Origin of the sequence: Thioclava sp. F1Mire-8 (genome assembly GCF_002213165.1) — a bacterium.
Classification (GTDB): Bacteria; Pseudomonadota; Alphaproteobacteria; order Rhodobacterales; family Rhodobacteraceae; genus Thioclava; species Thioclava nitratireducens.
Window position 1 is genome coordinate 1,117,747 of the sequence record NZ_NBNY01000001.1, and the last position, 14,099, is coordinate 1,131,845.

The 14,099-nt window shown below is 64.1% G+C and carries 14 protein-coding genes; 4 read left to right on the forward strand and 10 right to left on the reverse strand.

From position 1 onward, the window contains the following. Window positions 1-189: 189 nt before the first annotated feature. Window positions 190-1,284, reverse strand: coding sequence for a GTP cyclohydrolase FolE2 (gene folE2 / locus B6V75_RS05230; protein ID WP_088718938.1), 1,095 nt, complete (start codon window positions 1,282-1,284; stop codon window positions 190-192). A gap of 97 nt (window positions 1,285-1,381) precedes the next feature. Then, on the reverse strand, window positions 1,382-2,557 hold the full coding sequence (gene metZ / locus B6V75_RS05235; protein WP_088718939.1) for an O-succinylhomoserine sulfhydrylase: 1,176 nt from the start codon (window positions 2,555-2,557) through the stop codon (window positions 1,382-1,384). A 229-nt stretch (window positions 2,558-2,786) separates the two neighbouring features. Here metZ and B6V75_RS05240 point away from each other — a divergent pair, with 229 nt between their 5' ends. Then, window positions 2,787-3,704: an alpha/beta fold hydrolase gene (locus tag B6V75_RS05240; RefSeq protein ID WP_075774420.1), complete on the forward strand. Its 918-nt coding sequence runs from the start codon at window positions 2,787-2,789 to the stop codon at window positions 3,702-3,704. Between the two features lie 34 nt (window positions 3,705-3,738). Continuing rightward, window positions 3,739-4,428, forward strand: coding sequence for a glutathione S-transferase N-terminal domain-containing protein (locus tag B6V75_RS05245; protein WP_088718940.1), 690 nt, complete (start codon window positions 3,739-3,741; stop codon window positions 4,426-4,428). Between the two features lie 69 nt (window positions 4,429-4,497). Here the strand turns inward: B6V75_RS05245 and B6V75_RS05250 are convergent, their stop codons facing one another. Together B6V75_RS05250 and B6V75_RS05255 are read right to left on the reverse strand one after the other, a co-directional pair. Further along, window positions 4,498-4,920 (reverse strand): OsmC family protein, encoded by a 423-nt coding sequence (locus B6V75_RS05250; protein WP_075774418.1) that lies wholly within the window; start codon window positions 4,918-4,920, stop codon window positions 4,498-4,500. Window positions 4,921-4,980: 60 nt separating this feature from the next. After that, on the reverse strand, window positions 4,981-6,192 hold the full coding sequence (locus tag B6V75_RS05255; protein ID WP_075774417.1) for a deoxyguanosinetriphosphate triphosphohydrolase: 1,212 nt from the start codon (window positions 6,190-6,192) through the stop codon (window positions 4,981-4,983). A 93-nt stretch (window positions 6,193-6,285) separates the two neighbouring features. On the opposite strand from B6V75_RS05255, the gene B6V75_RS05260 reads away from it, so the two are divergent. Continuing rightward, window positions 6,286-6,615: an iron-sulfur cluster assembly accessory protein gene (locus B6V75_RS05260; RefSeq protein WP_075774416.1), complete on the forward strand. Its 330-nt coding sequence runs from the start codon at window positions 6,286-6,288 to the stop codon at window positions 6,613-6,615. Between the two features lie 86 nt (window positions 6,616-6,701). On the opposite strand, the gene B6V75_RS05265 is transcribed toward B6V75_RS05260, so the two are convergent. The 3 genes from B6V75_RS05265 to B6V75_RS05275 form a co-directional block, all read right to left on the reverse strand. Beyond that, window positions 6,702-7,418: a lipo-like protein gene (locus tag B6V75_RS05265; protein WP_088718941.1), complete on the reverse strand. Its 717-nt coding sequence runs from the start codon at window positions 7,416-7,418 to the stop codon at window positions 6,702-6,704. A gap of 98 nt (window positions 7,419-7,516) precedes the next feature. Further along, window positions 7,517-7,987, reverse strand: coding sequence for a DUF6869 domain-containing protein (locus B6V75_RS05270; protein ID WP_075774414.1), 471 nt, complete (start codon window positions 7,985-7,987; stop codon window positions 7,517-7,519). Further along, the gene (locus B6V75_RS05275) at window positions 7,984-9,579 is read right to left on the reverse strand and encodes a peptide chain release factor 3 (RefSeq protein ID WP_075774413.1); all 1,596 of its coding nucleotides are present in this window, start codon (window positions 9,577-9,579) and stop codon (window positions 7,984-7,986) included. Before B6V75_RS05275 ends, B6V75_RS05270 begins: the two co-directional genes overlap by 4 nt. A 309-nt stretch (window positions 9,580-9,888) precedes the next feature. On the opposite strand from B6V75_RS05275, the gene B6V75_RS05280 reads away from it, so the two are divergent. Next, window positions 9,889-11,193, forward strand: coding sequence for a DUF3422 domain-containing protein (locus B6V75_RS05280; protein ID WP_088719392.1), 1,305 nt, complete (start codon window positions 9,889-9,891; stop codon window positions 11,191-11,193). A gap of 36 nt (window positions 11,194-11,229) precedes the next feature. Here B6V75_RS05280 and B6V75_RS05285 read toward each other — a convergent pair whose 3' ends face one another. The 3 genes from B6V75_RS05285 to betC all read right to left on the reverse strand — a co-directional run bounded on the left by B6V75_RS05285 (window position 11,230) and on the right by betC (window position 14,094). Beyond that, window positions 11,230-11,475 (reverse strand): hypothetical protein, encoded by a 246-nt coding sequence (locus B6V75_RS05285; protein ID WP_075774412.1) that lies wholly within the window; start codon window positions 11,473-11,475, stop codon window positions 11,230-11,232. 113 nt (window positions 11,476-11,588) lie between these two features. Beyond that, window positions 11,589-12,416, reverse strand: coding sequence for an aldo/keto reductase (locus B6V75_RS05290; RefSeq protein ID WP_088718942.1), 828 nt, complete (start codon window positions 12,414-12,416; stop codon window positions 11,589-11,591). A gap of 133 nt (window positions 12,417-12,549) precedes the next feature. After that, a complete protein-coding gene (betC, locus tag B6V75_RS05295; protein WP_088718943.1) occupies window positions 12,550-14,094 on the reverse strand; it encodes a choline-sulfatase in 1,545 nt (514 codons plus the stop codon). Window positions 14,095-14,099 lie beyond the last annotated feature (5 nt).

Sequence of the window (14,099 nt, forward strand, 5' to 3'; positions counted from 1 at the left end):
AGGCAATCTAGCGGTTCGGCCCCCTGAGGGAAAGGGGCATGTTCAGCATCTGTTCGCCTGACGTGCGCCCCTGCGCCCGGCGTCGCTCTTGCGAAAATATTCACCGGGAGCCCGAAGGGCGGGGGCAGAGCCCCCCCCTGCACCAATAGCGATGCGCCCTGCCCCCTGGGGCAGCGTCCCTACCCGTCTTCAGCCCTGATGGATCAGTGTGGCGAAGAGCTTCGGATCGACGCTGGCCGATGCGAAGGTCTCGCCCTCGGTCAGCATGGCCACGGCGTCATGGCTGTGCAGGCTTTCCTGATGACTGGCCACGATGCGGAAGTCACCGACGCGCGGTTCGGCCAGAAGGCGCTCGGCGAAGGCGCGCACGGCATCCTCGACGAAGATCGGGTTGGCTGCGTTCAATTCGGCGAAAGCTTGTTCGTCCTCACGCTTGACCATCACCTGCGTCTCGGTCGGCACGGCGGCACGGGCGAGATCGATCATGTCCTCGAACCAGAGAACGTTGCCGGGCTCGACCACCGCCGAAATCCGCGCGACAGAGCGCTGCGAATGCGGCGTGGCCAGCTGGCCGCGGCTGGCACGGGCATGCTCTGACAGCTCCAGCGAGCAAGGGCACGTGGAGGAATAGACGTAATCGAGGTGAATAACCTTGGTGCGCACACCAGCCGTCTCGATCAGCTCCAGCGCGATGTCGTAATACTGCCAGCCCTCCAGCCCCGAACGCAGCGACGGCCGCTTTACCGGGAAGGAGACGCGCATCATCAGGCGCGCGTCGAAGCTTTCGAGATCGTCCATGTAGTCGTCGAGCGCGGATTCCATCACTTCGAAGGAGAAGGTCTTCTCCGCATGGGCGTAGAAGCTGCGCATCACGCGGGACATGTTGATGCCCTTCTTCTCCGCCTCGAGGCTCACCGTGCCCGTGACCGACGCCTCCAGCGTCAGATCGCCGTTGTCGCGGGTATGAAACCGCACCGGCAGCCGAAAGTTCGAGATACCGACATGTTCGATCCGGGTATGGGCACCCACGATCAGCGAGGACGGACCGTTCTGCAGGTCGGGCAGCGTCGCCTTGTAAGCCGCGTCGGCTTCGAAAGCCTCGTCATATTCGCGGCTCAGATCGGGGTAGTTCGAGAGCTCGCGGTCCGGCAGGAGCCGCGCGATGGCCGGGTCAAGCTGCGCCACCTCGACCGGATCGGCCTTCGCGGCCCATGCGCGCAGCACCTCGAGCGCGGCGCGGGCGTCGTTATCGTCGGGGGTCTCGATCCTGCCTTGCACGTTCATATCCTGTCCTCCGGTATGCCCGGTCCCGCCAGATATGGGGGTTTTGGGGCTGATGTCCAAGACAATACGCCGGTTCGCGGAAATCGGTTCACCCCGATCAGGCGGCGTCGAGCGCCTCCTTGATATCGGCGATCAGGTCACCCCCGTCCTCGATCCCCATCGAAACGCGGATCAGACCGGGGGTAATCGCGATCGCCGCCCGCTCCTCTTCAGACAGATTCTTGTGGGTCGTCGTCGCCGGATGGGTCGCGATGGATTTCGCGTCGCCGAGGTTGTTCGAGATAGACACGATCTGCAGCGCGTTGAGGAAGCGGAACGCCGCCTCCTTGCCGCCCTTCAGGTCGAGCGCGAGCATGGTTCCGCCCGAGCCCATCTGCTCCATCGCCAATGCATGTTGTGGATGGTCCATCAGACCGGGATAGACTGTGCGGGCGAGTTTCTCATGGCCGGCCACGGCGCTCGCCACCGCAGCGGCGTTCGCGGCCTGCGCGCGCACCCGCAGATCGAGCGTCTGCAACCCGCTCAGCAGAACCCATGCGTGGAACGGGCTCATGGCGCCGCCGGTGTGTTTGACGTAAGTTTCCAGCGGGCCACGGATATACTCTTTCGACCCCAGCACGACCCCGCCAAGTACGCGCCCGCCGCCATCGATATGCTTGGTCGCGGAATAAACGATCACATCTGCGCCAAGCTCCACCGCGCGCGAGAAGATCGGCGAGGCGAAGACATTGTCGACCACCACCGTCGCGCCGCCCTCATGAGCGATCTTCACGATACCCGCGACATCCATCACTTCGAGGCCGGGGTTCGAGACGCTCTCGAAGAAACAGATCTTCGTCTCGGGACGCATCGCGGCGCGCCAGGCGTCGAGATCGGTCCCGTCGACCAGCGTCACATCCACGCCGAAGCCCTGCAGCACTTTCAGCACATGCAGGCAGGATCCGAACATCTGGCGCGCGGCCACGATGTGATCGCCCGCCTTCACGAGGCAGGTCAGCGCGCCGTTGATCGCAGCCATGCCGGAGGCGCAGGCGAAGGCGTCCTCGGTGCCTTCGATCGACGCCATCCTGTCCTCGAACATCCGCGTCGTGGGGTTGCCGTAACGGGCATAGATGAACTCGTCGTCGGAGGCATTGAGGAACCGTGCCTCTGCGGCTTCGGCCGAGGGGTAGGCAAAGCCCTGCGTCAGAAACATCGCCTCGGCCATCTCGCCATACTGGCTGCGGCGAATGCCGTCATGGACGAGTTTGGTGCGGGTCTTGCGCTCGGTCATCGGTGCCTCCTGCGGCGGTCTGTCGCGACTTGGGGCTGCGATACCGCGCAGGGGGCGTAGCGTCAACGCATAGCGGCGATGTCCCGTTCGCACCAAAAGAGGCCCGGCGCGCGTCGCGTTCCATGCCCCGCCTCCGCGCGCTCACGCGAAGGCAAGGGAACTTTCGGGCGAAAAACCGCGTTCGATTTAAAACATCAACCCGCGCCTGCGCCCCTCCCCCGAGGCCCCAATGCCGCTTCTCAAGGTCCATGCCAGCTCCGAGCTGCCCGCCGATGTCCTCGCTCAGGCGCGCGCCCTGCCGGAGGGCGCCCCGATCGTGGTGATGATCCACGGCTACGGCTACGCGGCAGGGGTCGAGGGCCGCGATCCCTACGAGCACATCTTCGCGATGGAGCCGACCTTCAATCTGCATACCGCGATCAGCTGGCCGCGTGCGCTTGGCTTCGACGGGACCAATCCCGGCGAGGGCCTCGGCATCGCGTTCAGTTGGCAATCGACGGGACGGTTGACCCGGATTTACGACATGGCCGAGATCGCCGCCCAGCGCCTTGCCCGCCTGATCGGCGCACTGAATGCCGCGACCGGGCGTCCCGTGGGGATCATCGGCCATTCGATGGGCGCGCGGGTCGCCCTGCGGGCGCTCCGCCACGCCCATGCCGGGCAAGTAGCTCGGATGGTTCTGCTGGCCGCCGCCGAATTTCAAAATCGCGCCGAGGAAGCGATGGCGAGCCCTGCGGGCCGGACCTGCGAAGTGCTCAACGTCACGAGCCGCGACAACGACCTTTTCGACTTCCTCTTCGAGTGGGGTGTAGCCTGCGGGCGCGAGCGGTCTTTGGGAAATGGCCTGTCGCAGCCCATGCGCAACTGGCTCGATCTGCAGATCGACGCGCCCGAGGTGATCGAGGTGCTCGACGATCTGGGCTATCCCGTCGCCCCCCCCGAAAAACGCGTCTGCCATTTCGCCTGCTACATGCGCGAGGGGCTGTTCGACCTTTACCGTCAAGTGCTGCGTCAGCCCGACCGGCTGCCGCTTCCGTTCCTCGCCGAAGCGCTGCCCAAGGCGCAAGATCCCCGCTGGTCGCGGCTGTTTGCGCGCCCGCGCACATCGGGTTTCGCATTGCCCTCGTTCCAGCGCACGGCAAAGTAGAGCGGACCCTGCCGCCTAACCCGACGGAGACCCCATGATCGACCTCTTTTTTTGGCCCACGCCGAACGGCTGGAAGATTTCCATCGCCCTCGAAGAGATGGGCCTGCCCTACGAGACCCACTTGGTCGATATCGGCAAGGGGGAGCAATTCCAGCCAGAGTTCCTGAAGATCTCGCCCAACAACCGGATGCCCGCGATCATCGACCGCGACGGCCCTGATGGCGAACCCGTCTCGATCTTCGAGAGCGGCGCGATCCTGCAATATGTCGCCCGCAAGACCGGCCAATTCTATGGCGAGACCGAGCGCGACCGGATCGCGGTCGACGAATGGCTGTTTTGGCAGGTCGGCGGGCTGGGCCCGATGGCCGGTCAGGCGCACCACTTCCTGAAATATGCACCCAAGCTCGAACCCTCGCAGGACCTACCCTATGCCAAGGACCGTTACCGCGCCGAGACGGGACGGCTCTATGGCGTGATGGATCGTCGTCTGGCGGAGAACCGCTACCTCGCGGGCGATTTTTACTCGATCGCGGATATGGCGTCCTGGGGTTGGGCCTCGCTCTGGGAAGGGCAGGAGCAGACGCTAGACGACAAGCCGAACCTCAAGCGCTGGCTCGATGAGTTAGGCGAGCGCCCCGCCGTCAAGGCGGGCCGCGCTCTGGCCGCCGAAAAGCGCAACGACAATTCGAGCCATGACGCGCAGAAGCACCTCTTCAAGCGCTGAGCACGTCCGCCGAACCATGAAAAGGGCGCCTCACCGGGCGCCCTTTTGCTTTGGTCGCTCAGGACCGGATCAGTTGATCGTCAGGTCGAGCGTGATCTCGCAATTCAACAGCTTCGAGATCGGGCAGCCTTCTTTCGCGCCCTCGGCGGCCTTGCGGATCGCCTCCTCGTCGCCGGTTCCCTTCACGGTCGAGGTCAGCGCGGATTTCTTAACCGCGAAACCGTCGCCTTCCTTGTCGAGCGAGATTTCCGCCTTGGTGTCGATCACCACGTCCGAGACGCCCGCCTCTTCGAGCTGAAGCGACAGCGCCATCGAGAAACAGGACGCATGAGCCGCGCCGATCAGCTCTTCCGGGTTCGATCCGGGCTCACCCTCAAACCGGGTATTGAAGCCGTAGGGCTGCGCCTTCAGCGCGCCACTCTCGGTCGAAATCGTACCTTTGCCGCCCTTGATGGTGCCTTCCCAATGGGCCGATGCGTGCTTGCGGATCATGAATCCCTCCTATGCGTTGCATTCGCGAGCACAACGAGACGGAGGGCCAGTGGTTCCGCCTCAGCGCCCGCGCCCGACCAGCCTATCATATTCCTGGATGGCGAAACGATCCGTCATACCCGCCACGTAATCGAGCACGACCCGCGCGAGAGCCTGCTTCGATTCCGGCCGCGTGCAGTCGCCGCCGAGGATACGGGCCCGCGAGACTTCTTCCTGCCATTCCTCGGGCAAAAGCTCCGGGCGTTCCATGAACAGCGGGAAGAGCGCGTTGATCATCTCGGTCACGCGCTTGCGCTCCACCACGACGGAGGGCGCGCGATACATGCGCTCGAACAGGAACTGCTTGAGCACCTTGAGGCTTTGATAGAGCGGCTTCGAGAAGCGGATGATCGGCCCGTCCATCTGCCGGATATCATCGACCGATTGCGGCCCGAGCGAGGTCAACCGGTTCTCGGCCACCGCGATCACGTCCTCCACCATCACGCCGAAGACCCGGCGCAGCGCCTCGTGCTGGCGCCGCGTGCGGTCGAGACCGGGATGCAGTTTGTCGACCTCGGCGAAACAGGCCCCGATCACCGGCAATTCGCACAGGTCGTCCTCGTCGAAGAGCCCCGCGCGCAGCCCGTCGTGCAGATCGTGGTGATTATAAGCCACGTCATCGGCCACGGCCGCCACCTGCGCCTCGGCGCTGGCGTTGGTCTCCAGCTCCAGGTCCCAGGCCGCATCGACCTCGGCCAGCGCATAGGGCAGTTCCTCGCGGCTCGGGAAGCTGTGCGAACCGCCCTTGTCGGAAATCGCGGGCCCGTTGTGCTTGGCGATGCCTTCCAGCGTCTCCCATGTCAGGTTCAGCCCATCGAAGCCCGCGTAATGCTTCTCCAGCTTGGTCACGATCCGGAGCGCCTGCGCATTGTGATCGAAGCCCCCATAGGGCTTCATCAGCTCGGCCAGCGCGTCCTCGCCGGTATGCCCGAAGGGCGGATGGCCCAGATCATGGGCCAGCGCCACCGCCTCGGCCAGATCGGTGTTCAGCCCCAATGTCCCTGCAATCGTGCGCGCGACCTGCGCCACCTCGATGGTGTGGGTCAGGCGCGTGCGGTAGTAATCGCCCTCGTGTTCGACGAAAACCTGCGTCTTGTGCTTGAGCCGTCGGAAGGCCGAAGAATGGATGATCCGGTCCCGATCGCGCTGGAACGGCGAGCGGAAAGTGGACATGCTTTCGGGGTGAAGCCGCCCGCGGCTCTCGCCGGGCTGGCAGGCATAGGGCTTGAGCACTGGTAAAACCTCGTCTTGTCGGCACGCTTCGGCCCTCCTATATCTCGGATGTGACGGAAATACAGGCCCCGAGGGGTCAGGAAGGCCAATCCGATGCAACTCCCTCCGAAAGTGACCGAACGCGCCTTTGCGCGACTGGCGGAAATCAATGAAGGTCGCGAGGCGCCACAGGCGCTGCGCGTGGCCGTCGAGGGCGGCGGCTGTTCTGGTTTCCAGTATGATATCAAGCTCGAAGAGGCGCCTGCGGGCGACGACATCGTGCTTGAAGGCGCAGGCCAGAAGGTGCTGATCGACCCGGTTTCCCTGCCCTTCCTCGAGAACGCAACGATCGACTTCACCGAAGAACTGATCGGCGCGCGTTTCGTGATCGAGAACCCGAACGCGTCGAGCTCCTGCGGCTGCGGCGTCTCCTTCGCGATGTAACGACGCAGGCGATGCGCCTTATCTGAAACGCGCATTCTCGCTTCTTCTTGATATAAATATCCCCGCCGGACGCCCTTCCTCCGGCGTCACTCCGCCAGTTGCAATTGGCGAAAATCGAACCCGCCTTCTAGCGTCGGCTTGATCACGGCGAAATAGGGCGAGAGATCGAAATCGCGCGGCGTGAACAGCGACGAGTGCCGGATATGCAGGATTTCCCCCTGGCTGTCGGCGCTGCCCATCACGACATCCGGAAGGATCGGGTAGTGGACCGCGTGAAACGCCTCGGCGATCACGGTCGAACAGATCGCCCGCGTCGGGTCGCCCGACCCGAGCGCCAGCATCCGCCGCCGGAACCGATGCGGCACGGGCGGGCGCGGCAGCAGGTACCGCGCGAGATCGACCACGTTTCTCAGGTCATACTGCCGCCCGACCGCGCCTTGCATGTAGTTAATCACGACCTCAAGCTGATCGTGGCCAAGCCCGACGGGCCGACAGATGCGTGTGTTGAGATGCGCATAGGCCGAAAGCCCGGTGATCCTGACGCCTTCCTCCAGGTCCGCCTCGATCAGCTCGCCTCCGGGCGGGCCGCCGGAATAGAAGGCTGCATGGGACCAAGTGGAATGGGTAAGATACTTGATCGCCGCCGAAATCCGCCGGTCGCCCTCCACCAACAGCACATCGCCCGGCCGAAGCGTCGCGCGCAAGGCAGGGGTCGGGATGACCCCGAAAGGCTGGTAGAAGCGGGTCTGCTTTTGCAAAAACCGCGCGATTGCCTTGCCGGGCAGACGAGAGACATGCGCCATGATCTCCTCCTTGTTCAGAGGTAGGTGTGGCGCGCACAGATGCACAGCCCAGGCGCAAAGATGTGATTTTCGTTACCTGATGCGCGATGCGCCTGCGCTCATTTCGGCGGTAGCGGTCCACCCATGTCGAGCCCGGTATCCATCGCCGGGGCGCGTGCCTTCTCGATACGCGACCAGAGCGCGGTATTGCCCTCTCCCTGCTGCGGCCAAACGCCTGTCAGCGCAAAGCGGAACCGCGCGGAATGGCGCGCCTCGCGCTCGATCCGGTCGATGAACTCGTCGCCATGCTCCGCGACCAGATCTTCCAGCGGCCCGGCGGCGAGCATTACCACCTGCCAGATCGTCGTCGCCCCGGTCAGCGCCTTGCGGATGAAGGTCCAGAGCACCTCGGGATATTCGCGCAGCTCGAAAACACACAGCACCGACCAAGGGAAGTCCTCGCCCTCGGGCTCCTCGGCATTGTCGGCCAGCCACAGATCGACCAGCGCCTCGACCGTGCGCACGTCTTCCGGGGCACTCGCTTCGTTGCACAGGATCGAGACGAGTTCGGGGGGCAGTGGGGTTGTCATTGCATCATTTCCTTGGTCGCCGAGAGCGTCACGCCCTCGTAGTCGCGCTCGACCCGGTCGATGTCCCATTGCAGGCGCGTGAGGAACACCACGTCGCCGTCATGATCATAGGAGATGTGCTGCTTGTTGGCGTTGACCAGCTTCTCGACCGCCGCCTTGTCGCCCAACACCCAGCGAGCGGAGGTGAACTGCGAGGCCTCGAAGCGCACGGGGATGCCGTATTCCAGCTCGATCCGGCTCGCCAGCACGTCGAATTGCAGCGCGCCGACGACGCCCACGATGAAGCCCGAGCCGATCGCGGGCTTGAACACCTTGGCCGCGCCCTCTTCGGCGAATTGCATCAACGCCTTCTCGAGGTGCTTGCCCTTCATCGGGTCGGTCGCACGCACGGATTGCAGCAGTTCCGGCGCGAAGCTCGGGATGCCGGTGAAGCGCAGCGCCTCGCCCTCGGTCAGCGCGTCGCCGATGCGCAATTGCCCGTGGTTCGGAATACCGATGATATCGCCGCCCCAGGCCTCTTCCGCCAGTTCGCGGTCGGCGGCGAGGAACAGAACCGGGTTCGACACCGCCATCTGTTTCTTCGAGCGCACATGCAGCAGCTTCTGCCCGCGCGTGAAATGACCCGAGACGAGGCGCACGAAGGCCACGCGGTCGCGGTGCTTGGGGTCCATGTTCGCCTGCACCTTGAAGACGAAACCCGCGACCTTCTTCTCCTCGGGCGCCACGTCACGCTCGGCGGATTTGAAGACCTCCGGCTCGGGTCCGAATTCCCCGATCCCGTCCATCAACTCCTTCACGCCGAAGCTGTTGATCGCCGAGCCGAACCAGATCGGTGTCAGGTGACCTTCGAGGAAACTCTGGCGGTCGAAGGTGGGCAACAGTTCGCGCGCCATCTCGACCTCTTCCTTCAGTTTCTCAAGCAGATCGGCCGGAACATGTTCGGCCAGCTTGGGATCATCCAAACCACTGATCTTAATCGACTCGGCCACCTTGTTGCGGTCGGCGCGATCCATCAGTTCCAGCCGGTCGTGCAGCATGTCGTAGCAACCGAGGAAATCGCGGCCCATCCCGATCGGCCAAGAAGCCGGGGCCACGTCGATCGCGAGATTTTCCTGAATCTCGTCGATGATCTCGAACGTGTCGCGGCTCTCGCGGTCCATCTTGTTACAGAAGGTCAGGATCGGCAGATCGCGCAGGCGGCAGACCTCGAAGAGCTTGCGTGTCTGGCTCTCCACGCCCTTCGCGCCGTCGATCACCATGATCGCCGCATCCACCGCCGTCAGCGTTCGGTAAGTATCTTCCGAGAAATCCGAGTGGCCGGGCGTGTCGACGAGGTTGTAGCGGAACTCGCGATATTCGAAGGACATCGCAGAGGCCGAGACCGAAATCCCGCGATCCTGTTCGAGCTTCATGAAGTCCGAGCGAGTCCGCCGCGCCTCGCCCTTGGCACGCACCTGCCCCGCCATCTGGATGGCGCCGCCGAAAAGCAGGAACTTCTCGGTCAAGGTGGTCTTGCCCGCATCCGGGTGCGAGATGATCGCGAAGGTGCGGCGACGGGCGATTTCGGGCGGGAGCGCGGGACGGTTCATCATGCGCGCTCGTTTAGCCTGCCCGCGCGCGCCTTGCAATCGCGGCGATGGGGGCTCCGCCCCCCGCGCTGACGCGCTCCCCCGGGATATTTGGACCAAGGCGAAGTTCAATCCCACGCGCCCTTCCTCTTGGCGGAAATATCCCGGGGGTGAATGGCGCAGCCAAGAGGGGGCAGCGCCCCCTCCCCCTCGTGGCTCGCGTGGCGCTGTGGCAGATTTACCCGGTATTCCGATGCATGCCGTCAAACGCTTGATCGGCGGGAAATTTCGCCGCAGCTAGAAGGTCACACCCGCGTGAGCGAGACCTATGAGATGACCGCCGATCCCAAACCCCATCTGCCCGACCATCCGCAGCGCTATGCGCTTGTGAACGAATTGCACGCCCGACCGTACCCGAAGCTCGGCGTCCCGGGCCACGCGGTCTATGTCGCCTTCAAGGAGCCGCGCGACGCCGCCAATCGCGACCGCAGCAAGGATCACGACCACCTCGTCGATCTTCTGACGCGCAACGGCGCGGCGCAGCCTCAGGCGGGGATCACCCATTACGCCGGCAAGATAGGGCGGCACGAGGTGAAGTGGGAGAGCCATACCGAATTCACCACTTATCTCGCTTTCGGCAAAGGCGTGTCGTCGCGCGCCTTCGACCCGGCGGAGACCGAGATCTACCCCGATAGCTGGATCGATGCGGGCCCCGGCGGGCGGATCGCCGCGGTGCAGATCCGCATCGAGGAACTGCCCGAGAATCCCGACGACATCGCGCCGCTTCTGGAGCAATGGTTCGTCACCGAGAGCCTCGTCTGCACCTGGGTGCTCGACGGGGCTGCGGTGGTCGCGGGCGATTTCCGGATCGATCCGAACGGGCAGATGCGCTTCGCTATCTTCGCGCGGCCCGGGACCGGGCCGGGACGGATCGGGCGCACGGTGCAGCGGCTCTGCGAGCTGGAGACCTACCGGGCGATGTCGATGCTCGGATTGGCGCGGGCGCGCGACCTGTCGCAGCGGCTCAATGCGCTCGACCCGAGGCTGACCGAAATCGTGGACGGGATGGGCGACGACGCGCACTCCGCAGAAGAAACGCTGCACGACCTGCTGGAAATCTCGGCTGAGCTGGAGAGCCTCGCGGTCGCGCATTCCTTCCGGTTCTCGGCGACCGGGGCCTATGAGGCGATCGTCCGAGAGCGGGTGGAGTCCTTGCGCGAAAGCCGCTTCGAGGGGCGCCAGAAACTCAGCGAGTTCATCGCCCGGCGCTACGACCCGGCGGTGCGCACGGTGAAATCGGCGGAGACGCGGCTGCAGCAGATGGTGACGCGGGCGGCGCGGGCGGGCGAGTTGCTGCGCACGCGGGTCGATGTGGAGCGCTCGGCGCAAAACCAGAAAGTGCTGGAAAGCATGGATCGCCGGTCGGACCTGCAGCTGCGCCTGCAGCACACGGTCGAAGGGCTGTCGGTGGTCGCGATCAGCTACTACGCGATCTCGGTCGCGGGCTACCTGGCTTATCCGCTCTCGAAGAAGATCGGACTGACGAAAGAGATCATGATGGCAGGGCTGACGCCGATCGTGATCCTCGCGGTCTGGCTGATGATCCGGCGTATCCGCAAGGGTGTGGGGGGGCATTGAGGGGAGGCGTCATGCCTCCCCTCGTGTCGTACCGCCTCAGAGACAGAGAAACAGGTGTGCGTTGGTGTATTCCGCGACTTGGCGCGACGAGGCGTATTCTGCTCTCTTGCCTTTCTTGGCACAGATACGGTCCGCCTCGGCCTGGGCGTTCACCTTCACCTCAGCCTGATCGGCAAGCATTGATGTCTGGATGGTGACGCTATCCCCGTTGTAGTCGCTCACGATCGGCGTCGCAGGCACGCATCCGGCAAGAAATGGCAGCAACAATAAAGCTTTACGCATTTAGATTTCCTCCACAAAACAAACTCACTAAACCGTGAGTGCCGTGTGAAGATCAACTCTCGCGGCCCGTCGCGAGCGGCGCGGTCAGCGCAAGGGTGACATTTAAGTCACCCTCAGAAGTCCGCCGTCGCCGGGTTCGGCCCGATCCGGCCCGCAGCAGTGTCGATCTGCTTGATCTGCGCCATCTCATGCTCGCTCAGCTCGAAATCGAACACGTCGATATTCTCGCGCATCCGCTCGTGATTGGCGGATTTGGGGATCGTCACGAGGCCCAGCTGGATCTGCCAACGCAAGGTGACTTGTGCGGCGGAGACGCCGTGGCGGGCGGCGATCTCGGTGAGGATCGGGTTCGCGAGCGCCTCGCCCTGACCCAGCGGCGACCAGCATTCGGTGGTAATGCCGAGCTTTTCATGCGCCGCGCGCTGGTCGGCCTGCTGGAAGCGTGGATGCAGCTCGATCTGGTTGATCGCGGGTGCCTCGCCGGTCTCCTCGATCAGCCGCTCGAGATGGTCGGGCAGGAAGTTCGACACGCCGATCGCGCGGATGCGGCCGGCGTCGCGCAACTCGATCATGGCCCGCCACGTCTCGACATATTTGTCCTTGGCGGGCATCGGCCAGTGGATCAGGTAGAGATCGAGATAGTCGAAGCCCAGCTTGTCCAACGTCTCGTCGAAGGCGCGCTTGGTTTCGTCATAACCCTGCCGGTCATTCCAGAGCTTTGAGGTCACGAAGATGTCTTCTCGTGCGACGTCGCTGTCCGCGACACCACGGCCCACGCCCGCCTCGTTGCCATAGGCCGCGGCGGTGTCGATGTGGCGATAGCCCGCATCCAGCGCATTACGGATGATGCGCGGTGTCTCGGCATCCTCCATCTTCCAGACGCCGAGGCCAAGTTGCGGGATCTTGATGCCGTCGTTGAGGGTAAGGGTCGGAACGCTCATGGTCGATCTCCTGATTGCCTATTCGGTTGGGCAACAGGTTAGGGCGGCGCCGCGTTCCGGAAAGGCTGTCACGGCGCGGTGAGGTGCAGCGCCGCGCCCCGGGACCGAGCCGCCCCGGGGGTCACTCGATACCTTATTCGCCGCGCGGGAAGCGCTTGTTTTCTTCCAGAACGTTGAGGTTCATGTGATTGCGCATATAGGCCTCGGAGGCTTTTTTCAGCGGTTGATAGTCCCACGGGTACTGGCCGCCCTGACTGAGCGCCTCGTAGACGACCCAGCGGCGGGCCTGACTTGCCCGGACCTCTGCGTCGAAGCGATCCAGATCCCAGCGCTGAGCCGCCTCGGCTTTCAGCGCGGCATAGGCCTCGGCATGGGCAGGGTCGCCCGCGAGGTTGGTCAACTCATGCGGATCGGCCTCGACATCGAAAAGCTGATCGGGATCGAGATTGCACAGATTCAGCTTGTAGCGTCCCTTGCGCAGGCTCACGAGCGGCGCGTAGGACGCTTCGGCCGCGTATTCCATCGCCACCGCCTCTTTCCGGGGTTCGCGGCGGGCTTGCGGCAGCAGGGTCTGCCCGTCGATCCAGGGCGCGATCTCGTCCATCGAGATGCCAGCCAGATCGCAGAGCGTCGGCGTGACGTCGATCGTCGAGACCGGATCGGAGATAAGCCCGGGCTCCAGGCCCGGCGCGGAGATCATCAGCGGCACGCGGGCCGAGCCCTCGTAGAAGCTCATCTTGAACCACAGCCCCCGCGCGCCCAGCATATCGCCGTGATCGGAGACGAAGAGGATCGTGGCCTCCTGGCGCGTGTCTTCGAGCACCTGCAGCAGCTCGCCGATCTTGTCGTCGAGATAGGACAGGTTCGCGAAATAGGCGCGGCGCGACCGGCGGATATCCTCGGTCGTGATGTCGAACTCGCGCCAGTCATTCGCGTCGAAGATCCGCTTCGAATGGTTGTCCTGCTCCTCGTAGGGGATCGTCCCGACCTCGGGTTCGAGATGCGCGCAATCCTCGTAGAGGTCCCAGTATTTCCTCCGCGCGACGTAAGGGTCGTGCGGATGGGTGAAGCTGACGGTCAGCATCCACGGCCGCGCGTCGTTACCCCGCGCCAGATCGTAGAGCTTCATCTTCGCCTCATGGGCGACGTTGTCGTCATATTCCATCTGGTTAGAAATCTCGGCCACCCCTGCCCCGGTGACCGAGCCCATGTTGTGATACCACCAGTCGATCCGCTCGCCAGGCTTGCGGTAATCCGGCGTCCAGCCGAAATCGGCAGGGTAGATATCCGTGGTCAGTCGCTCCTCGAAGCCGTGCAGCTGATCGGGGCCCACGAAATGCATCTTGCCCGAGAGGCAGGTCTGGTAGCCCGCGCGGCGCAGGTGGTGGGCATAGGTGGGAATGTCCGAGCGGAACTCGGCCGCGTTGTCATAGACGCCGTTGCGCGAGGGAAGCTGGCCCGACATGAAGGCCGCGCGTCCAGGCGCGCAGAGCGGCGAGCCGGTATAGGCGTTCTCGAACCGCACCGAACGTTCCGCCAGCTTGCGCAGGTGGGGCGTATGCAGCCATTCCGCCGGACCATCGGGAAATAGCGTCCCGTTGAGCTGATCGACCATCAGGATCAGGATGTTCGGGCGCGGCCTGCTGTCGTCCTTGGGGGAGGTTTCGAGGTCAGACATTGCGG